This window comes from Mycobacterium sp. NGS29 (assembly GCF_059812965.1).
The window spans coordinates 209403-229491 of sequence record NZ_JCALDR010000002.1 but is presented as its reverse complement, the minus strand read 5'-3'; the positions used below and the strand labels follow the sequence as shown (position 1 = coordinate 229491).

The 20089-nt window shown below is 69.2% G+C and carries 20 protein-coding genes; 15 read left to right on the top strand and 5 right to left on the bottom strand.

Annotated features, from left to right (window positions below; genetic code table 11):
- Nucleotides 1-3: 3 nt before the first annotated feature.
- The gene (locus AC5Y5Z_RS03490; RefSeq protein ID WP_499923379.1) at nucleotides 4-1470 is read left to right on the top strand and encodes a wax ester/triacylglycerol synthase family O-acyltransferase; all 1467 of its coding nucleotides are present in this window, start codon (nucleotides 4-6) and stop codon (nucleotides 1468-1470) included.
- Here the strand turns inward: AC5Y5Z_RS03490 and AC5Y5Z_RS03485 are convergent.
- Entirely contained in the window at nucleotides 1464-3062 is a 1599-nt protein-coding gene (locus AC5Y5Z_RS03485) for an amidohydrolase (RefSeq protein ID WP_499923376.1), read from the bottom strand. The two genes, AC5Y5Z_RS03490 and AC5Y5Z_RS03485, sit on opposite strands and share 7 nt — an antisense overlap.
- A 65-nt stretch (nucleotides 3063-3127) precedes the next feature.
- Here AC5Y5Z_RS03485 and fadD8 point away from each other — a divergent pair, with 65 nt between their 5' ends.
- From fadD8 to menE, 10 genes are all read left to right on the top strand, one after another.
- Complete coding sequence (gene fadD8 / locus AC5Y5Z_RS03480; protein ID WP_463825701.1) at nucleotides 3128-4729, top strand: fatty-acid--CoA ligase FadD8; 1602 nt, start codon at nucleotides 3128-3130, stop codon at nucleotides 4727-4729.
- Nucleotides 4730-4752: 23 nt separating this feature from the next.
- The gene (locus AC5Y5Z_RS03475; protein ID WP_499923373.1) at nucleotides 4753-5205 is read left to right on the top strand and encodes a nitroreductase family deazaflavin-dependent oxidoreductase; all 453 of its coding nucleotides are present in this window, start codon (nucleotides 4753-4755) and stop codon (nucleotides 5203-5205) included.
- Complete coding sequence (locus AC5Y5Z_RS03470) at nucleotides 5202-5888, top strand: hypothetical protein (RefSeq protein ID WP_499923369.1); 687 nt, start codon at nucleotides 5202-5204, stop codon at nucleotides 5886-5888. The genes AC5Y5Z_RS03475 and AC5Y5Z_RS03470 overlap by 4 nt, the downstream gene beginning before the upstream one ends.
- On the top strand, nucleotides 5885-6787 hold the full coding sequence (locus tag AC5Y5Z_RS03465) for a 1,4-dihydroxy-2-naphthoyl-CoA synthase (RefSeq protein WP_463825698.1): 903 nt from the start codon (nucleotides 5885-5887) through the stop codon (nucleotides 6785-6787). The genes AC5Y5Z_RS03470 and AC5Y5Z_RS03465 overlap by 4 nt, the downstream gene beginning before the upstream one ends.
- A 48-nt stretch (nucleotides 6788-6835) precedes the next feature.
- On the top strand, nucleotides 6836-7717 hold the full coding sequence (locus AC5Y5Z_RS03460) for an SDR family oxidoreductase (protein ID WP_473139392.1): 882 nt from the start codon (nucleotides 6836-6838) through the stop codon (nucleotides 7715-7717).
- Nucleotides 7718-7736: 19 nt separating this feature from the next.
- Nucleotides 7737-8123: a VOC family protein gene (locus AC5Y5Z_RS03455; protein WP_463825696.1), complete on the top strand. Its 387-nt coding sequence runs from the start codon at nucleotides 7737-7739 to the stop codon at nucleotides 8121-8123.
- Nucleotides 8124-8242: 119 nt separating this feature from the next.
- On the top strand, nucleotides 8243-9469 hold the full coding sequence (locus tag AC5Y5Z_RS03450; RefSeq protein ID WP_463825695.1) for an inorganic phosphate transporter: 1227 nt from the start codon (nucleotides 8243-8245) through the stop codon (nucleotides 9467-9469).
- Complete coding sequence (locus AC5Y5Z_RS03445; RefSeq protein WP_463825694.1) at nucleotides 9466-9741, top strand: hypothetical protein; 276 nt, start codon at nucleotides 9466-9468, stop codon at nucleotides 9739-9741. The genes AC5Y5Z_RS03450 and AC5Y5Z_RS03445 overlap by 4 nt, the downstream gene beginning before the upstream one ends.
- A 60-nt stretch (nucleotides 9742-9801) precedes the next feature.
- Nucleotides 9802-10110, top strand: coding sequence for a DUF3349 domain-containing protein (locus tag AC5Y5Z_RS03440; protein ID WP_473139393.1), 309 nt, complete (start codon nucleotides 9802-9804; stop codon nucleotides 10108-10110).
- 44 nt (nucleotides 10111-10154) lie between these two features.
- Nucleotides 10155-11261: an o-succinylbenzoate--CoA ligase gene (gene menE / locus AC5Y5Z_RS03435; protein WP_499923671.1), complete on the top strand. Its 1107-nt coding sequence runs from the start codon at nucleotides 10155-10157 to the stop codon at nucleotides 11259-11261.
- A 6-nt stretch (nucleotides 11262-11267) separates the two neighbouring features.
- Here the strand turns inward: menE and AC5Y5Z_RS03430 are convergent, their stop codons facing one another.
- Nucleotides 11268-13388, bottom strand: coding sequence for a DUF7159 family protein (locus tag AC5Y5Z_RS03430; protein ID WP_499923359.1), 2121 nt, complete (start codon nucleotides 13386-13388; stop codon nucleotides 11268-11270).
- A gap of 315 nt (nucleotides 13389-13703) precedes the next feature.
- Between AC5Y5Z_RS03430 and AC5Y5Z_RS03425 the strand changes: the two genes are divergently transcribed.
- A complete protein-coding gene (locus AC5Y5Z_RS03425) occupies nucleotides 13704-15374 on the top strand; it encodes a DUF7937 domain-containing protein (RefSeq protein WP_499923357.1) in 1671 nt (556 codons plus the stop codon).
- A 4-nt stretch (nucleotides 15375-15378) separates the two neighbouring features.
- Here the strand turns inward: AC5Y5Z_RS03425 and AC5Y5Z_RS03420 are convergent, their stop codons facing one another.
- On the bottom strand, nucleotides 15379-16155 hold the full coding sequence (locus tag AC5Y5Z_RS03420) for an S-methyl-5'-thioadenosine phosphorylase (protein ID WP_463825690.1): 777 nt from the start codon (nucleotides 16153-16155) through the stop codon (nucleotides 15379-15381).
- Nucleotides 16156-16189: 34 nt separating this feature from the next.
- Between AC5Y5Z_RS03420 and AC5Y5Z_RS03415 the strand changes: the two genes are divergently transcribed.
- Nucleotides 16190-17062 (top strand): 1,4-dihydroxy-2-naphthoate polyprenyltransferase, encoded by an 873-nt coding sequence (locus AC5Y5Z_RS03415; RefSeq protein ID WP_463825689.1) that lies wholly within the window; start codon nucleotides 16190-16192, stop codon nucleotides 17060-17062.
- Between the two features lie 93 nt (nucleotides 17063-17155).
- Nucleotides 17156-18163, top strand: coding sequence for a beta-ketoacyl-ACP synthase III (fabH, locus tag AC5Y5Z_RS03410; RefSeq protein WP_499923354.1), 1008 nt, complete (start codon nucleotides 17156-17158; stop codon nucleotides 18161-18163).
- Between the two features lie 10 nt (nucleotides 18164-18173).
- On the opposite strand, the gene AC5Y5Z_RS03405 is transcribed toward fabH, so the two are convergent.
- Nucleotides 18174-18548: a DUF4229 domain-containing protein gene (locus AC5Y5Z_RS03405; protein ID WP_473139396.1), complete on the bottom strand. Its 375-nt coding sequence runs from the start codon at nucleotides 18546-18548 to the stop codon at nucleotides 18174-18176.
- A 57-nt stretch (nucleotides 18549-18605) separates the two neighbouring features.
- On the opposite strand from AC5Y5Z_RS03405, the gene AC5Y5Z_RS03400 reads away from it, so the two are divergent.
- On the top strand, nucleotides 18606-18761 hold the full coding sequence (locus AC5Y5Z_RS03400; protein WP_463825686.1) for a hypothetical protein: 156 nt from the start codon (nucleotides 18606-18608) through the stop codon (nucleotides 18759-18761).
- A 5-nt stretch (nucleotides 18762-18766) separates the two neighbouring features.
- Here AC5Y5Z_RS03400 and AC5Y5Z_RS03395 read toward each other — a convergent pair whose 3' ends face one another.
- The gene (locus AC5Y5Z_RS03395; protein WP_463825976.1) at nucleotides 18767-20086 is read right to left on the bottom strand and encodes a MinD/ParA family ATP-binding protein; all 1320 of its coding nucleotides are present in this window, start codon (nucleotides 20084-20086) and stop codon (nucleotides 18767-18769) included.
- Nucleotides 20087-20089: the final 3 nt, after the last annotated feature.

Below are 20089 nucleotides of genomic sequence, written 5' to 3'. Positions count from 1 at the left end.
ACCATGCGTCAGCTGTCCAGCGCTGACTGGACGATGGTGGCACTGGACACCGCGAACGCCCACAACACCGTCGGCATCGTCGGCATCTACGACCCGTCCACGCGCGACGGCGAGCCCGTCACCTACGAAGAGGTGCTGCGCTACGTCGAAGCGCGTCTGCATGTCGCCGAAAGCTTCCGGGAGCGACTCGTGCACGTACCGTTCGGCGTCGACCGGCCGTGGTGGATCCGGGACGGCGACTTCGACCTCGAATACCACGTCCGGCACATCGCCCTGCCCCGGCCCGGCAGTTGGCGGCAGCTGTGCACCCAGATCGCCCGCATCCACGCCCGGCCCCTAGATCTGACCCGGCCGCCCTGGGAGCTGTACCTGATCGACGGCCTCGACGGCGTCGACCACCTGCCGGAAGGTGCCTTCGCCGTGTTCCTGCGCATCCACCATGCCGCCATCGACGGAGTTGCCGGCGCCGAGATCCTCACCGCAATCCACACCCACGAACCCGACGGGACGCCGCCGCCGGTGCCTGAGGGTTATGACTGGAAGCCCGACCCCACCCCGTCGGACGTCGAGCTGCTGAGCCGCGCGGCGCTGCACGGCGTCATCCGCCCCTTCGACGTGCTGGGCCGGGTCCGCAAGGTCGCACGCCAACTGCCCACCCTCGTGCAGGACAACCGCGACCCCGACGTGACCTCGCCCGCGTCGCTGCCCAGGGCGACCCGCTTCAACCAGATCGTGTCGCCACACCGCGTCTTCGGCACCGCCTACACCACGCTGGATGTCCTCAAAGAGATCCGTACCGCCATGCCGGAAGCCAAGATCAACGACATCGGCCTGGCCATCGTCGGCGGGGCCATTCGCCGCTACCTCGCCGACAAGGGCGAGCTGCCCGACCAGGCGCTGGTGGCGATGATGCCGATCTCGGTCCGGCCGACCAATACCCGCGCCACCGGCGCGGCCAGTTCGGCGACCAGCACCAATACCAGCGGCAACGAATACGCGGTGTCGCCCATCACGATGGCGACCGACCAAGCCGACCCGCTGGAACGCCTGGCGCGCATCGTCACGTCGACCGCGCACGTCAAGGAATCCGGCGCGCATCCCGTGCGCTCGCTGATCGAGATGTCGGAGGAAGCCCTCGGCGGGCTGATGGGCACGGTCCAGCGGGCCGCGGTGCGCGCGCTGAGCCGGCGCGGGCGCGCCGTCGTCGCCCACACGCTGGTGAGCAACGTTCCCGGACCGCTGACCCCGATGTACTTCTGCGGCGCGCAGATGGTCGACACCACCGGCCTGGGCCCGGTGCTCGACGGCATGGGCCTGAACAACGGCATCGGCAGCTACGGCAACCGCGTGACCTTCTGCTTCACCGCCGACCGCGCCGCGCTGCCCGACCCCGAGGTCTACGAGCAGTGCCTGGGCGCGGCCGTCGACGAGCTTCTTGCCGCAGCCCGCGCGCGCACCGGCAGTCAGTGAACCTGGCGTCCCGCCAGATAGGTCGCGCGCACGTCGAGATCGGCGATCTGTTCCGGCGGCACGGTTCGGGGATCGGCGGACAGCACCACCAGGTCGGCGTACTTGCCGACCTCGATCGAGCCGATCACGTCGTCGGCGAACAACTGCCAGGCGGCGTCGATGGTCTGCGCTCGGATCGCCTGCTCGACGGTCAACCGCTCTTCGGGAGCGAGCACCCGGCCGCTGGGCGCCATCCGGGTGGCGGCCACGCTGATGTTGCGCAGCGGCTCCTCGGGGGTGACCGGTGGGTCGTTGTGCAGCGAGATCCGCATGCCGGTGGCCACCGCCGACCCGGCCGGCATCCAGCGGTTGCCGCGTTCGGGGCCGAACAACCCGTCGACAATGACGTCGCCCCAGTAGTGGATCTGGTCGACGAAGATGCTGCAGGTGACGCCGAGGTCGTGGGCCCGCTGCAGTTGTTCGGGGCGGATCGCGCCGACGTGCTCGAGCCGCAGGCGATGGTCGTTGCGCGGATGGCGTTGCAGCGCTTCCTCATACACGTCGAGGATGGTGTCCACCCCGGCGTCGCCCTGGACGTGGCAGGCCATCTGCCAGCCACGCGGAAAATAGGCGCCGACGATCTCGGTGAGCTGCTCTTTGGTGTAGTTGGCGCAGCCGCAGGACCCCGGCCTGATCCCCGCGCTGCGGGTGGCCGGGGTGTCCAGGTAGGGAAACGACAGCGCGATGTTGCCGATCCACGGTGAGCCGTCGACCCAGATCTTGATGCCGACCTGACGCAGCATGTCGTCACCCTGGCCGGGTGTCGCATCGGAGTGCAACTGGGCGTTGGACACCTCGTAGGTGCGCAACCGCACCGTCAGTTCGTCGTGCAGCGCCGCGACCAGCGGACCGAACTTGGGGTCGAAGGCCATCTCCGAGCAGGTGGTCAGCCCGGCGCGATTGAGCCGCGCGCACTCGGCGCGCAGCATGTCCGGGTAGCTGTCGGCCGCGATGGCACCACCGAGCAGCGGGAACACCGCGCCGATCTCCTCGGCGGTGCCGTCGAGTTCGCCGTCGGCGAGGCGGCCGTACTTGGCGCCCTTGGGGTCGGGGGTGTCGCGGGTCAGGCCATTGAGCTGCGCGGCACGCGAGTTGAAGTACGCCTTGTGCCCGGAGTTGTGGATGATCACCAGCGGCCCGTCCGGCGCGATGCCGTCCAGCCAGGCCGGCGTGGGTTCGGGAAGTCCGGGCTGCAGCAGGGCGTCCCATCCGTTGAGGTAGGCGCCGTCAGAGCCGCGGCGGGCGGCCTCGCGCCGGATGGTGGCAACCACGTCGTCGGGATCCCGGATCGTGACCGGGCGGATGTCGACGATCCGGTCCGACAGCGCGACGGCCTCCATCAGCGGATGACCGTGCGCCTCGATGAAGCCGGGCAGCACGCAGCCGTCCCCGATGTCGACGATCCGGGTGTCCGGACCGACGAACCCGCCGACCTCGGAACGGGTCCCGACGGCGAGGATCCGGCCGTCGGCAATGGCGAGCGCCTCTGCGTCGGGGTGCTTTTCGTCGACGGTCAGTACCGTCCCGAAGATGACGGTGTCAGCGGCATTCATGTGGGCCGATACTACGGATCGAGGGTGCGGCCGACCCGAATTGCAACACGTTCTAGTCTGACCCTATGAGCGACGACCTGCTGCGAAACCCCACTCACAACGGCCACCTGCTCGCGGGTGCACTCAAGCGCCACAAGAACCGGCCGGTGCTGTTCCTCGGCGACACCACGCTGACCGGGGGCCAGCTGGCCGAGCGAGTCAGCCAGTACGTCCAGGCGTTCGAGGCGCTGAACGCCGGCACCGGAGTCACGGTGGGCCTGCTGTCGCTCAACCGTCCCGAGGTGCTGATGATCCTGGGCGCCAGTCAGACCCAGGGCTACCGTCGCGTCGCCCTGCATCCGCTCGGTTCGTTGGACGACCACGCCTACGTGCTCTCCGACGCCGGCGCCAGTGCGCTGATCATCGACCCCAACCCGATGTTCGTCGAACGCGCGCTGGGGCTGCTGGAGAAGGTCGACTCGCTCACGCAGATCCTGACCATCGGCCCGGTGCCCGAGCAGTTGAGCGAGGTAGCGGTCGACTTGTCCGCCGAGGCGGCCAAGTTCGAGCCCAAGCCACTGGTCGTCGCCGACCTGCCGCCCGACCACATCGGCGGCATGGCCTACACCGGCGGCACCACCGGCAAGCCCAAGGGCGTGATGGGCACCACCGGCAACATCGCGGCCATGACGCAGATCCAGCTCGCCGAGTGGGAGTGGCCCGAGCACCCGCGTTTCCTGATGTGCACGCCGCTGTCGCACGCCGGTGCGGCGTTCTTCACGCCGACGGTCGTCAAGGGCGGCGAAATGGTGGTGCTGGCCAAATTCGACCCGGCCGAAGTGCTGAGAGTCATTGAGGAGCAACGCATTACAGCCACCATGCTGGTGCCGTCGATGTTGTATGCGCTGATGGACCACCCGGATTCGCAGACCCGCGACCTGTCGTCGCTGGAGACCGTGTACTACGGCGCCTCGGCGATCAACCCGGTGCGGCTGGCCGAAGCGATCCGCCGGTTCGGACCGATCTTCGCCCAGTACTACGGCCAATCCGAGGCGCCCATGGTGATCACCTACCTGGCCAAGGCCGACCACGACGAGAAGCGGTTGACGTCCTGCGGACGCCCCACGCTGTTCGCCCGGGTCGCGCTGCTCGGCGAGGACGGGCAGCCCGTGCCCCAGGGTGAGCCCGGTGAAATCTGTGTCAGCGGACCGCTGTTGGCGGGCGGTTACTGGAACAAGCCGGAGGCGACCGCCGAGGCATTCAGGGACGGCTGGCTGCACACCGGTGACATGGCCCGTGAGGACGAGGACGGGTTCTACTTCATCGTCGACCGGGTCAAAGACATGATCGTCACCGGCGGATTCAACGTGTTCCCCCGCGAGGTCGAGGACGTGATCGCCGAGCACCCGGCCGTCGCCCAAGTGTGTGTGGTGGGCACGCCCGACGAGAAGTGGGGTGAGGCGGTCACTGCGGTGGTGGTGCTGCGTGCCGACGCCGCCCGGGATGACGCCGCGATCGAGAAGATGACCGCCGAGGTGCAGTCCGCGGTGAAGGAACGCAAAGGTTCGGTGCAGTCGCCCAAGCGGGTCGAGATCGTCGACTCGCTGCCGCTGACCGGGCTGGGCAAACCGGACAAGAAGGCGGTGCGGGCACGGTTCTGGGAAGGCGCCGGACGCGCCGTGGGCTGATTGCCGACGCTAGGGTGGCAGTCATGGCTGAACGGATCAAGCCACCCTGGTGGCTCAAGCCGGCCAACACAGTGTTCATCCAGCTGTCGAAACTCGGCCTCACGTTCGGTGGCGAAAGTCCCGTCGTACTGACCGTGCCCGGCCGCAGGTCCGGCACACCGCGTTCGACACCGGTGACGCCGATGACGCTGGCCGGCCGACAGTATGTGGTGGGCGGCTTCCCGGGTGCCGACTGGGTCTTGAACGTAAGGGCTGCAAGGGAAATCACCCTGCAGCGCGGACGCAGCACCGAGCGCATCCGTGCGGTGGAACTGTCCCCGGCGGAGGCAAAGCCGGTGCTGCGGGCGTTTCCGACCGAAGTGCCGACCGGTGTCGGCTTCATGAAACGCTCCGGTCTGATCAAGGACGGGCGCCCCGAAGAATTCGAGGCGCTGGCCGGGCGGTGTGCGGTCTTCCGTCTCGAACCGATCCGATGAACCGCGCGCTACCCGCGGTGCCGCTACTCGCCGCCAGCCTGCTCGCGGCACCGGTCTCACAGGCGTCCGCGGGTTGCCCCCCGGGTGGGGCCGCGCTCCCGCCCGGCAGCGTGCAGCGACAGGTGGGCGATCTCGACGGGGACGGGCTGCCCGACGCACTGTTCATCGGCACGATGCAGAGCGCCGACGGCGCCACGAGCCGTGTCGTCGGGGTCAGCACCGCCAGCGGCGCGCGCACCGAGGTCGACATCACTTCGGCGAGCCCGATTCCGTTGCGGGCATTGGCTATTGAGGCCCAAGGCGACGGCCGACACCAGGTGATCGTCAGCGACGGACGCAGCGCGCGACTGTACGCGTTCGCCGACTGCCGCCTGCAGGTCGTCGTCGACGAGCACTACGGCAGGCCGTTCGTCTTCGACCTGGAGAACCTGCGCGACGACGGCACCGGCGTCGGCTGCAGTGATCTGGGCGACGGGCGCCGCCTGGTCGGGCTGCAGGCACTGGACAGCGGCGGCGAATGGACCGTTCGGCGCACCGAGATCAACCTCGACGGAACCCGTGCCGCCACGGGCCGGTCCGATACCCTGACCGCCACGTCCGCGCAGGACCCGGTGGTGGTCAGCGCCCAGACGATCAGCTGCGGAGCCTTGAGCATCGACCAGGACGGAGTTCAACAGCCTTGAGCGACAACCCATTCAACGCAGCACAGTGGCAGGTCGTGGACGGCTTCGACGACCTGACCGACATCACCTACCACCGCCATGTCGCCGACGCGACGGTCCGGGTCGCGTTCGACCGGCCCGAGGTGCGCAACGCCTTCCGGCCGCACACCGTCGACGAGCTGTACCGGGCACTCGACCACGCGCGGATGTCCCCCGATGTGGGCGTGGTGCTGCTGACCGGCAACGGGCCCTCGCCCAAGGACGGCGGCTGGGCCTTCTGCTCCGGCGGTGACCAGCGCATCCGGGGTCGCAGCGGCTACCAGTACGCCGCCGGGGACACCGCCGACACCGTCGACGCGGCCCGGGCAGGCAGATTGCACATCCTGGAGGTGCAGCGGCTGATCCGGTTCATGCCCAAGGTGGTGATCTGCCTGGTCAACGGTTGGGCCGCGGGTGGCGGGCACAGCCTGCACGTGGTCTGCGATCTCACCCTGGCCAGTCGCGAGCACGCGCGGTTCAAGCAGACCGACGCCGATGTCGGCAGCTTCGACGGTGGCTACGGCAGCGCGTACCTCGCGCGCCAGGTGGGGCAGAAGTTCGCCCGCGAGATCTTCTTCCTGGGCCGGCCCTACACCGCCGAGCAGATGCACCGGATGGGTGCGGTGAACGAGGTGGTCGACCACGCCGACCTGGAAACCGTCGCCGTGCAGTGGGCCTCCGAGATCAACGCGAAATCGCCTCAGGCGCAACGGATGTTGAAGTACGCGTTCAACCTGCTCGACGACGGGTTGGTGGGTCAGCAACTGTTCGCCGGCGAAGCGACCCGGCTGGCGTACATGACCGACGAGGCCGTGGAGGGCCGCGACGCTTTCCTGGACAAGCGCAAACCGGACTGGAGCCCGTTCCCGCGGTACTTCTGAGGCGTCGCCGGACGCCGAGCGTCAAGCGGCCCTCACTACGCTCGCCTGATGAGTAAGAGTCCGCTGCGCCGCCTCACCGACCAATTGGTGCTGGCCAGCATGCGCCCGCCCGCCTCGCCGCAAGTGCTGCTCAACCGACCGGCGATCCGACCCGTCGACCTCGACGGCAAGCGCGTCCTGCTGACCGGAGCGTCCTCGGGAATCGGCGAGGCGGCAGCCGAACTTTTCGCCGAGCGCGGCGCCACGGTCGTCGTCGTCGCCCGCCGCCAGGATCTACTGGACGCGCTGGCCGACCGGATCACCACCGCGGGCGGTACCGCGCTGTCGCTACCATGCGACGTTTCGGACATGGCAGCCGTCGACGCGCTGGTGGCCGAGGTGAACCGGCGCATCGGCGGGGTGGACATCCTGGTCAACAACGCCGGCCGGTCCATCCGCCGACCGCTGGCGGAGTCGCTGGACCGCTGGCACGACGTCGAGCGCACCATGGTGCTCAACTACTACGCACCGTTGCGGCTGATGCGCGGCCTGGCGCCGGGGATGATCGAGCGTGGCGACGGGCACATCATCAACGTCTCCACCTGGGGGGTGCTGAACGAGGCATCCCCGCTGTTCGCGGTCTACAACGCCTCCAAGGCCGCGCTGACCTCGGTGACCCGGATCGCCGAAACCGAATGGGGCCCCAAAGGTGTGCATTCCACCGCCCTGTACTACCCGCTGGTCGCCACGCCGATGATCGCGCCGACGAAGGCCTACGACGGGTTGCCCGCGCTGACGCCCCGGGAGGCAGGCGAGTGGATGATCACCGCGGCGCGTACCCGGCCGGTCCAGATAGCGCCGCGAATGGCCATCGCGGCCAAGGCGCTCAACACCGTCGGCCCGCGCTGGGTCAACACCCTGATGCAGACGCGCAACGACCGCCGGGAGTGACACGTGCTAGACACGAAGGATGGAGATTCTGGCGAGCAGGATGCTCCTGCGGCCGACGGACTACCAGCGCTCGCTGAGCTTCTACCGGGACGAGATCGGGCTGGCCATCGCTCGTGAATACGGGGCAGGGACAGTGTTTTTCGCCGGCCAGTCGCTACTGGAACTGACCGGTTACGACGAACCGGACCACTCCCGCGGGCCGTTTCCCGGCGCGCTGTGGCTGCAGGTGCGCGACCTGCAGGCAACCCAGGCTGAACTGCGCGGACGCGGGGTGCCGATCGCGCGGGAGGCGCGGCAAGAACCGTGGGGCCTGCACGAGATGCACGTGACCGATCCGGACGGCGTTGCGCTGATTTTCATCGAGGTGCCGCGGGGTCATCCGCTGCGGACGGATACCCGGCAGTGAGCGCGCACCAACCGAAGGTGAACTGCTAGGTAACATCTGGCAACGTCTCGCGATATTCCTGCTTTTTGCCTAGTCACCGGTTCGACAAGCGAACACTCCGAGCACCAGAATCAGGCCCTGTGAACCTCCAGTTGTTCCTCTTGATCATCGTCGTGATCACCGCATTAGCGTTCGACTTCACCAACGGGTTCCATGACACCGGCAACGCCATGGCAACCTCCATCGCCAGCGGCGCGCTCAAGCCCAAAGTGGCGGTGGCACTGTCGGCGGTGTTGAACCTGGTGGGCGCCTTCCTGTCGACCGCGGTGGCTGCCACGATCGCCAAGGGGCTGATCGATGCGCACATCGTGACCCTGGAGCTGGTGTTCGCCGGTCTGGTCGGCGGCGTGGTCTGGAACCTGCTGACCTGGTTGCTCGGGATCCCCTCGAGTTCCTCGCACGCACTGATCGGCGGCATCGTCGGTGCGACGATCGCCGCGGTCGGCGGTCACGGGGTGATCTGGAAGGGTGTCATCTCCAAAGCGATCATCCCGGCCGTGGTCTCGGCCTTATTGGCCATCTTCGTCGGGGCACTGGCCACCTGGCTGGTCTACCGAATCACCCGCGGCGTCCCGATCGAGCGCACCGAGGCCGGATTCCGGCGCGGCCAGATCGGCTCGGCCTCGCTGGTCTCGCTGGCGCACGGCACCAACGACGCGCAGAAGACGATGGGCATCATCTTCCTGGCGCTGATTTCCTACGGCGCCGTCAGCAAGACCGCCACCGTGCCGCCGCTGTGGGTGATCGTCGCCTGCGCCGTGGCGATGGCGTCCGGAACCTACCTGGGCGGCTGGCGGATCATCCGCACGCTGGGCAAGGGCCTGGTCGAGATCAAGTCCCCGCAGGGCATGGCTGCCGAATCATCTTCGGCGGCAGTCATTCTGCTGTCCGCCCACTTCGGCTACGCGCTGTCGACCACGCAGGTCTGCACCGGCTCGGTGATGGGCAGCGGACTGGGCAAGCCCGGTGGCGAGGTGCGTTGGGGTGTCGCCGGGCGGATGGCGACCGCATGGCTGGTCACGCTGCCGCTGGCTGGGCTGGTCGGGGCGCTCACGTACTGGATAGTGCACCTCATCGGCGGCTATCCCGGCGCGATCATCGGCTTCGGCCTGCTGGTCGGGGTGTCCGCCGCCATCTACCGCCAGTCGCGCAAGGTCAAGGTCGACCACCGGAACGTCAACGAGGCGTGGGAGGGCAGCGTCACCGCCGGCCTCGAGGTCGCCGGCGTCGAGCCACCTGATGTTCCACCTTCCCCGCCAACCGAGTTCGGCACCGACGACCAGATTCCGGCGAGGAACGCCTCATGACCGGTTGGTTCAATTACGAAGCCACCCTGAAGATCCTGCTGTTCAGCCTGCTCGCCGGCGCGGCCCTGCCGGGGATCTTCGCGCTGGGTGTCCGGTTGCAGGCCGTGGGCACCGGAAACGTCAACGCCGACAAACGGAATCCCGCGCTGGTGGTGCTGGCTTGGACGATCTATGCCCTGGTTGTCGGCGTCGTCATCTTCGGGGTGCTCTACATCGCGCGCGACTTCATCGCGCATCACACTCACTATCCGTTCCTGGGGGCCAAGCTGTGACGACGCAAACCTGGTCGACCTAGGTTTTCCGGCCGTCCTGCCGGGTAAGTTGATCAAACGATGAACCGATTCCTCAGCTCGATTGTGTCGTGGTTGCGGGCCGGCTATCCCGAAGGCATACCACCGACGGACTCCTTTGCGGTGCTCGCGTTGCTGGCACGCCGGTTGACGAACGACGAAATCAAAGCCGTCGCAAGCGAACTGATGCGGCGCGGCGAGCTCAACGTCGACAACATCGACATCGGTGTCGCGATCACTCAGCTCACCGACGACCTGCCGACTCCGGCCGACGTGGAACGGGTGCGAGCCCGACTGGCCACCAAGGGCTGGCCGCTCGACGACGCCCGGGACAACGGAGACCGCGCATAGCTATCCTGCGGCAGCTGCGCGTCCCGCCGGGCTCGGCCACCGCACTGCTGCTGCCCGCCCTTCGGCGCGTCCTGGACGGGCAGGATCCCGCGCTGGTCGCGGTACCGGACCAACCCCACTCCGACGCTCTGCTGCGCGCGCTGCGGGTCGGCGAGGCCATCGACGACGACGTGGCCGTGGTGGTGACGACCTCGGGCACCACCGGTGCACCCAAAGGCGCGTTGCTGACCGCAGCGGCGCTGCGCGCGAGCGCGACGGCCACCCACCGCCGTCTCGGCGGACCGGGCCGTTGGCTGCTGGCGGTGCCGCCCTATCACATCGCCGGCCTGCAGGTGTTGATCCGCAGCGTCGTCGCCGGTGCACCGCCGGTGGAACTCGATGTGTCGGGCGGCTTCGACATCGACGAATTGCCCGCTGCGATAACACGATTGGGGCCTGGCAGACGATACGCATCGCTGGTCGCAGCGCAGCTGGCCAAGGCGCTGACCGATCCCGCCGCCACCGCCGCCCTGGCCGAGCTGGACGCCATCCTGCTGGGGGGCGGGCCGACGCCGCGACCGGTGCTGGATGCCGCGGCGAGTGCCGGTCTCACCGTGGTGCGCACCTACGGCATGAGCGAGACGGCCGGCGGCTGCGTCTACGACGGTGTCGCGCTGGACGGGGTCGAGGTGCGGGTGCGCGCCGACCGCCGCATCGTGCTGGGCGGTGCCACCCTGGCCCGCGGTTACCGCAATCCGGTGAACCCCGACCCGTTCGCCGAACCGGGCTGGTTCGTCACCGATGACCTTGGCGCACTGGACGATTCGGGGACGCTGACCGTGCTCGGCCGAGTGGACGACGCGATCAGCACCGGGGGGCTGACCGTGTTGCCGGATCTGGTGGAGGCGGCGCTGCGCACCCACCCCGCGGTCGCCGACTGCGCTGTCTTCGGAGTTGCCGATGCCCGATTGGGCCAGCGGGTGGTCGCCGCGATCGTGGTGAGCCCCGGGTCGACGGCCCCGACGTTGGAGGCGCTGCGGACCCATGCCGATCACACCCTGGACATCACCGCGGCGCCTCGCGAGCTGCACATCGTCGCAGACCTGCCGCGCCGCGGGATCGGCAAACTCGACCGGGCGGCGTTGGCACGACGATTCGAATCGGCGCGCTAACCGGCGTTACCGCGGACCCCGCGGGGTCTGGGGTGCCTGCGTTCGCGGCGCCTGCGTCTGGGGGGCCTGCGTGCGCGGCGCCGGCGCCTGTGTCTGCGGGGCCTGTGTGCGCGGCGCCGGTGCCTGCGTCTGCGGGGCCTGCGTCTGCGGGGCCTGCGTCCGTGGCTGCGGCGCCTGGGTCGGCTGTGGCGCCTGGGTCGGCTGCGGCGCCTGGGTCGGCTGCGGCGCCTGGGTCGGCTGTGGCGCCTGGGTCGGCTGCGGTGCCACCGTTGTCTGCCGGGGAGCGGCGGTGGTGGGAACGGCCGTCGACGGGGGCGCCGTGGTGGGCGGAATCGTCGTCGTCCGGGGCAGCGTAGTAGTGGGCTCGGTGGTGACCGCCGTCGTGCTGGGCGGTGAGGTCGGCGCAGTCGTGGGCGGCGTCGTGACAGCAGTCGTCGTGGGCGCCGTGGTGGTGACCGGTGTGGTGTACGGCGTCGTCGGCGGCGTCACCACCGGCCAGGTCGGCATGCCCGGCTGCCAGCCCGGGAACGGAACGATGATCGGCACCGGGATGGGCACGGGAGCGACCGGCGCCTGATTCGGCACGGGAGCGGCGGGCGTCCCACCGGGCACCGGGCTCTGTTGGCGCGGCGGCGCCTGAACAGCGGGAACTGTGCCGCCCTGGAACCCGACGGTGGGCGCCTCAGGCGGTGGGGGCGGCACCGGCGCCTGCTGCTCCGTCGGCAACAGGGGCATGAACTTGCCGGGCTGCGCATTCTGGTGACCTTCGACCGGCATCGACGCCGCGGTCGGACGGACGGTCACGGCCACCGCGACCGCTAACGAGGCGAAGCCGAGAACCGCGAACCCGACCACGGCATTGCTGATCAGCAGCCGCCGCAGACTCTGCGGTTGGCCACCGGCCGCTTCGGGGTCATCCTCGTCGAACCCGTCGTCGTACTCATCGGCGTACCCGTCGCCGTACTCGTCGAGGCCGTCGGAGTCGACCGGCAGGATGTCGTACTCGCCGGCCTGCGAATACGCCAGCTGCTCGTCGCCCGACCCCGGCGGACCCCCGTCGGCGGGCTGCATGTATGCGGTTGCATCTCCCGGGGTCCCCGGGTCACCCGCGGGCGCACCCGAATGGAAATACGCATGCGGGTTCGCGTCACCGGCCAGACCCGGGTCGCCCGGGGAAGCACTCGGGTCGGTGTAGGAGTGCGAGTACGAGACCAGAGTCATGTCGTCGGACGTGACCCCCTGAGGGGCGTTCGCCCCGCCGTCGCCCCAGATCGGGCTGGCCGTGGTCGCATCCGCCGGGAACGCCGAGTGATCCGCGCCCGAACCCGACGGGCCGAACCCGCCGTGGTCCGGGGGCAGGTGCGGATCTTCGATCGGCGACGCATAGCCGCCGCCGTCGCCCACCGGACCGGAAACGCCACCGTCGCCGGGTACCGCCGATTGGTCCACGCCCGAGCCGGACGGGCCGAAGCCGCCGGCCGAGCTGGATGAGCCGCCATCCGAGGGCAACACCGGCTGAGCCATCGTCGCGTTGGCGGACCCGAAACCGCCACCATCGACGGGCGGTGCCGACTGGTCGAATCCCGACCCCGTGGGACCGGAGCCGTAGCCACCGTCGCCGCCCAGCGCGGGCGCGGCCATGGTGGCATCGGGAGACAACGCCGGGGCAGCCATCGTCGCGTCCGGGCCCGCGCCGTAATTGCCGTCCATCGGCGTCGCCGACATCATGGTCGCCGGCGCCGACGGGTCACCGGATGCCATCGGGCTGGACAGGTGGCTGCCGAACAGCAACGCCACAGCGGCGGCGCGGCCGGGACCCACCGGCCGCATGGCCGCCTGCGACTCCGGGACCAGCTGCACATTCGGCACGCCCGCGTAGTCCAGCGCCTGCCGCAAGCGCTCGGCCTGATAGTGGTCGGACCAGCACAACTCGGTCGCGAACAGCCGGTGCCCTTCATCGGCCAGCAACCGGCTGGTGCCGACCACGGTGTCGGTCAGCATCCCGACCGAGTCTGCGGCCAGATTGATCGAATACTGGTCGATGACCTCATCACGGCGGGCAGCCACGTCGATCAGAGCCAGGCGTGCGACCCGGTCCGTGACCGCCACCCCCAACACGACGTCCATTGCGGCTCTCCTTCAGCTGGTTACCCCACAACCAGCGATGTCCCGGCATAATTACACTGCGATACCGTCAGGCACTATTCGTCATTCAGGCGACAAGGTTTGCACCTATGAGCGCAGCGTAACCGCATTCTCAACCGGCGGGGCCGGGCATAGCGAATCCTTCCGCTGTTCATAGCCTGCTCTCAGCCACTGCCACGTCGTCCGAATGGAGAATATGTTCGCAACCGAACAACGCAGTGGCCCCGGCAGGGGGTTCCCTTGCCGCCAGACCAACGCGGCACCCGCAGCACCCGACCTCAAACCCTGGGGGGCACCGTGAGCCTGAACAGCGACGACGCGCCGACCGGCCCCATCGCGGGCACTCGCACGGCGCCGCCCGGACCGCCACCCGCCGCGGGTACGTCGCAGCGCCCCGCACCGGCGCGGGAAGCCGCCGCGCAGCTGGCCAAGCGCAACACCCTGCGCGACCTCGTTGCGGTGGTCCTATTGCTGCTGGCACCGCTGTTCCCGTGGAACCTGTATTTCGGGTTGGGCATCCCGGGCAGCAGAGCGGTGCTGTGGGCCGTCGTGGGAGTGGTGACGCTGCTGTCGCTGACGGCGATCGCGGTGTCGCGTGCCCGACTCGACCCGGCAAAGCTCGCCAAGCTGCGGTTGAGCCTGAACCTTCCCTACGTGCTGGTGATCGTGGGCTTCATCGTTTTCGACGCGATCCAATCGATCGAATTCGGTGGCCAGGTGCATGTGCCGGGGGGCGTCGGACCGGGCGCCTGGTTGGGGTTCGCCGGCGCTCTGCTCAGTGCGCAGCCGGTGTTCGTCAGTCCGGTCATCGACGAAAGTCGGTACGCCCGGGGGCTGCGGGCCGCGCGGTTCATCGGTTACGTCTCGATGTTCGGGGCGGCGCTGAGCGCCGGCTTCAACCTGTGCTGGCGGTTGCGCTACGCCTTGCAGGGCGTCGAGGGTTCCGGGGAATTCGGCACCCAGAACATCGCGGTGATCCTGACCTCCGTCGTCTACGGAGCGGTGGCGCTGGCCGCCGTGCTGGTCGCGTCGCGGTGGATCCTGCGCAACACCAACGGATCCCGGTTGGCGACGCTGGCCCTGGGCGCCTCCAGCGTGGTGGCCGGCATCGTCGTGTGGACCCTGCCGGGCGGCCGCGAGATCGACGCGTTCCACGGCATCGCGCAGAACACCTCCACGGCCGGCGTCGGGTACGAGGGATACCTGGCGTGGGCCGGCGCGGCGGCGCTGTTCGCGCCGCTGGCCCTGTTCAGCTCCGCCCAGACCCGGTCGGACCGGGAGCTGTGGCGGGTCGCCATCCGCAAAGGCCTGGCGCTGATCATCGTCTGGTGCCTGGGCTCGGTGCTGATGAGATTCACCGACCTGGCCGTCGCGGTGATGCTGCGTTACCCGTTCTCGCGCTACGACACCATGACGTTGGCGGTGTTCGCTCTCGCCACCGGGGTGTTGGCGTGGTGGCTGCGCGCCAAGCTGGCCAGCGGACCGCTGCGGTCGTCGCTGCTGGTCTGGCTGAGCGGGCTGGTGTTCACCCTCGCGATCTCCCGGGTCGTCCTCGGCGTACTGCTGGCGCCCCGCTTCGATCAGGTCTCGGTCAACCCGGTCTACGGGAACAACCTGGCGCAACAGATCGACAGCATGTTCGACGTGACACTCTGCGGACTCGCCTTCTGCATTTTCGCCGCGGTCATCATCGCGGGACGTATCCGCAAACCTCGGCGCCGGATACGGCGACCCGGCCAGCGGCCCACCGCGGGCTCACCCGGACCGGGGCGCCCGGCCGCGCCCATCCCGACCCGGCCCGGCATGGCGCCACCACCATCGGAAGCCAGCACCACCCGGTTCGGGGCTGCCGGGGGCAGGCATGAGGCACCTACCTCGGTGCTGTCCGGCCCGTCGCCGCGGATTTTCCGGCCCGGCGAATCGGCACCGCGGCCGAAGATCTACCGCCCCCCGGGCAACCCGTCGTAGTTCTTCAGGGCAGCTCGAACGGCAACGGAACGCCGGCATGCCGGCGACAGTGCGTGCAGGTACGTTCACCCGCGACCCGGCTGATCGCCGCGCGCACCAGCCCTTTGAACTTCGGGATGTTCTTCTCGAATTCAGCGAACACGTCGATGCCTCTGACGCCCTCCCCCACCTCGACTCCGGCGTCGACATCGGTGATCAAGGCGATTGCGGCATAACATAATTCGAGTTCGCGAGCCAGTATCGCCTCCGGATACCCGGTCATGTTGATCAGTCCGAACCCGGCCGCGGCGAACCACCGGCTCTCCGCGCGGGTGGAAAACCGGGGGCCTTGGATGACCACCATGGTGCCGCCGTCGACGACATCGCCCAGCCCGGTGATTGCAGTCCGCAACGACGGACAGTACGGGTCGGCGAAGCTGGTGTGCACCCCGCCGGAGTCGAAGTAGGTGTCCGCCCGCCCACTGGTCCGGTCCACCAACTGATCAGGCACCACCACCGTGCCCGGCCCGACCTCGGGCTGCAGGCTGCCGACCGCGCAGGGGGCGAACACCCGCCGCACGCCGAGGGCACGCAGCGCCCACATGTTGGCCCGGTATGGCACGGTGTGCGGCGAGAACTCGTGCTTGGCACCGTGCCGGGGCAGAAAGGCGACGTCGTGCTCGCCGACGGCGCCGATCGTGATCGGCGCGCTGGGACTGCCCCATGGCGTGTCGGGAGACACCGTCCGGGTGCGGGACTCGAAAAACGTGTAGAAGCCGGTGCCACCGATCACTCCGAGCATCCGCCCATTGTCACGTATAGGGCAGGATCAGTTGGTGGCCACATTTGCGCAATGGGTGTCCGGTGCTCGCCCGCGGACGTTGCCGAACGCGGTGGCGCCCGTGATCGCCGGCACCGGCGCGGCGGCCTGGTTGCACGCGGCGGTGTGGTGGAAAGCGTTGCTGGCGCTCGGTGTCGCGATTCCGTTCATCGTGGGCGTGAACTACGCCAACGACTATTCCGACGGCATCCGCGGCACCGACGACGAGCGGGCCGGGCCGATGCGCCTGGTGGGTTCGCGGCTGGCCACGCCGCGAGCGGTCGCCACCGCGGCGCTGGTCAGCCTGTTCCTGGGGTGTGTGTCCGGCCTGGTGCTGGCGCTGGTCAGTGGGCCCTGGCTGATCGGGGTCGGTATCGCCTGCGTCGCCGGCGCCTGGTTGTACACCGGGGGCGCCAAACCGTACGGCTACTCAGGGTTGGGCGAGGCCGCGGTTTTCGTGTTCTTCGGCCTGACCGCGGTGCTCGGCACCCAGTACACCCAGGCGTTGCGGATCGACTGGGTGGGGCTGGTGCTGGCCGTGGGGATCGGGGCGCTGTCGTCGTCGGTGCTGGTGGCCAACAATCTGCGCGACATACCCACCGACACCGTGTCCGGCAAGATCACGCTGGCGGTCCGCCTGGGCGACAGCCGCACCCGGGTGCTCTACCACGCCCTGCTGGCCGGCACCGCGGTGCTGACGCTGGTGCTGATGATCGCGACACCGTGGTGTGCCGCGGGCTTGGTCGCGACGCCGCTGGCGCTGCGCGCCGATCGCCCGGTGCGCTCGGGGCGTGGCGGGCCGGAGCTGATTCCGGTACTGCGCGACACCGGCCTGGCCATGGTGGTGTGGGCGACCGCGGTGGCCGCGGCGCTGACACTGGCCAGGTGAGAATCCGTGTTGACGACCCGGATGCGCGCCCCGCACCGACGCGCCTAGAGTCGATCAGGCTTGGGGGATTCGAGACTGCCCGGAAGGACGAAGATGTCTGAGATCGCCTCGGTCACCGGACCCAAGAAGATCGGCCTGCTCAGCGTGGGGGCCTACCGCCCCCAACGCGTCGTCACCAACGACGAGATCTGCCAGAACATCGACTCGTCCGACGAATGGATCTATGCCCGGACCGGCATCAAGACGCGGCGCTTCGCTGCCGACCACGAGTCCGCGACCTCGATGGCGATCGAAGCCAGCCGGGAAGCACTCGCCCGGGCCGAGGTGGACAGTTCCGACATCGACGGCGTGATCGTGGCCACCAACACCCACTTCCTGCAGACGCCGGCCGCCGCACCCGCGGTCGCCACGGCGCTGGGCGCCAAGGGTGTGCCCGGATTCGACCTGTCGGTGGGATGTGCGGGTTTCGGTTACGCGCTCGGCGTCGCCGCGGACATGATCCGCGGCGGCAGCGCCCGCAAGATGCTGGTGGTGGGCACCGAGAAATTGTCCCCGACGGTCGACATGCTCGATCGCAGCAACTGTTTCATCTTCGCCGACGGCGCCGCGTCGGTGGTGGTGGGTGAGACGCCCGAGCAGGGCATCGGGCCGGCCGTCTGGGGCAGTGACGGGGAACAGGCCAACGCCATCCGTCAGGACATCGACTGGATCACCTACACGGAGAACCCGACCGGACCCCGCCCGTTTCTGCGGATGGAGGGCACCGCCGTGTTCCGGTGGGCCGCGTTCGAGATGGGCAAGGTCGGCCGGCAGGCGATGGACGCCGCAGGAGTGCGGTCCGATGAGATCGACGTCTTCATCCCGCACCAGGCCAACAGCAGGATCAACGAGCTGCTGGCCAAGAACATGCAGCTGCGCCCGGACGCCGTCGTCGCCAACGACATCGAGCACACCGGCAACACCTCGGCGGCCTCGATTCCGCTGGCGATGCACGAGCTGTTGGCGACCGGCGCGGCCAAGGGTGGTGACCTGGCCCTGCTGATCGGTTACGGCGCCGGTCTGAGCTATGCCGCGCAGGTGGTGCGGATGCCGACGGGCTGAAGCCCGGCGCTCATGTCCCGCCGCCGGCCTGCCGTTCAGGCTCCGGATCGGGGTCCCGGCCCGCGGGCGCCTCGCCGCGCAGCCGGGCCTGCAACTGCGCGCGTTCGGTGCGCCGCCGCTCGCCGGTGACCTCGAGGACCCCGGCGGCGCGCCGGCGCAGCGGGCTGAACAGCCACATGCCCAGCGGCATCGCGACGACCAGCCCGAACAGGCCGGCGACGGCGAGCGGGAAGTCGTTCACACCGAGCAGCCGCGCAACCGCGTAGATCGCTGCGCTGACCACCACCGCCAGCAGCAGCCGCGCCGCCGCATAGAGGAGGACGTCGACGACGCCGCGTTGATTCTCCGGACCCTGAACCGTCTTGTCACTGGGCGCTTCTGACACAACTTGAGCCTAGCCACCGGCCGGTCGCGGGTATATTCGCTCTACAGGAGGTGTCGAGTGCTTTACCTGCTCGTCGTCCTGATTCTCGGGACGTTGATCTATCTGGGGTTGCGTGCGGCGAAGTCGCAGACGAGCCGGCCGAAGAGCCGGGTCATCGGGCCCGACGACGATCCCGAATTCCTGCGCCGACTGGGCGAGAACAAGCCTCGCTGAGCGGGTCAGACGAAGTTCGGGTTCGCCCGCCGCTGATCACCCGGAAATCCATCGGCGACGGCCGCCGCGAGCTCGGCCAGCGCCTCGCGGGTCTCCCGCTTCAACCGATCCAGGTTGATCTCGGCGCCCTCCTCGAGGTGCGGGTCGAACGGCACCACCCGCACCGCCCGGCAGCGCCGCGCGAAGTGGTCGACCACCTTCTGCATATCGACCTTGCCCGACCGCGACCGCACCGCGTTGATGACCGCGATCGAGTTGCGCACCAGGTCTTCGTGGCCGTGCGCCTCCAGCCAGTCCAGCGTCGCCGAGGCACTGCGGGCGCCGTCGATGGAACCTGAAGCGACCACGATCAGCACGTCGGCCTTGGCCAGGATCGCCGACATCGTGGAGTGCAGCAACCCGGTCCCGCAGTCGGTGAGCACCAGGCCGTAGAAGCGGTCCAAGATGTCCAGGGTGCGGGTGTAGTCGTCGCCGCTGAATGCCTCCGAAACGGTCGGATCGCTGTCGGAGGCAAGCACTTCCAGCCCGCTCTCGTTCTGCGAGGTGTAGCCGCGGACGTCGCTGTAGCGCTCGATGCTCTCCGCGTCGCGCAGCAGATGCCGCACCGTGGCCGGGGTGTCCAGCGGGAGCTTCTGGCTCAACGTGCCGCGGTCGGGGTTGGCGTCCACCGCGACCACCCGGTCACCGCGGATCGACGCGAACGTGGAGCCCAGGGTCGCGGTGATCGTGGTCTTGCCGACCCCGCCTTTCAGCGACAGCACCGCGATGCGGTAGCTGCCCCGCAGTGGCCGGTTGATCTGGGCCACCAGGTTGTGGTGTCGCATCGCTCGGGGACTCTCCCCGAGGTTGATCAGCTGACCGGACATGACGTACAGCGCTCGGCGCCAGCCCTCCGAAGGTGGCGGCTTGACCGGTCGCAGCAGCACGGTGGTGGACAGCTCCGGATACGGCGTCTGGGGCAGCGGCTCCGGGCGGAACTGCGGCCGTTCCCGTGTGCCGGCGTCGTCGGGCGGGCCGGGGTAGTAGGCGCCGTAGGCCGTCGGGTCCACCCGGGTGATGCCGGTGACCGGGCCCGTCGTCGGCCCGGCTTCCCACTGCGGACGGCCGTGGGGCAGTTCGACCGGTTGGGGCGGCGGCGTCATGCTGGCCGAACCGACGGTGCTGTCGCTGGCCGCCGATCCCCGCCGCTCGGTGCGGAAGCCGGCGAAGGCCCGCGTCGGTGCGCCGTGTTCGGCGGGCGGCACGGCAGGCAACTGCGTCGTCGGCTGATCTGAACCGGCATTCTGGCCTGCGCCGTCCGCCGAATAGACCTGCGGCGCCCCCACGGC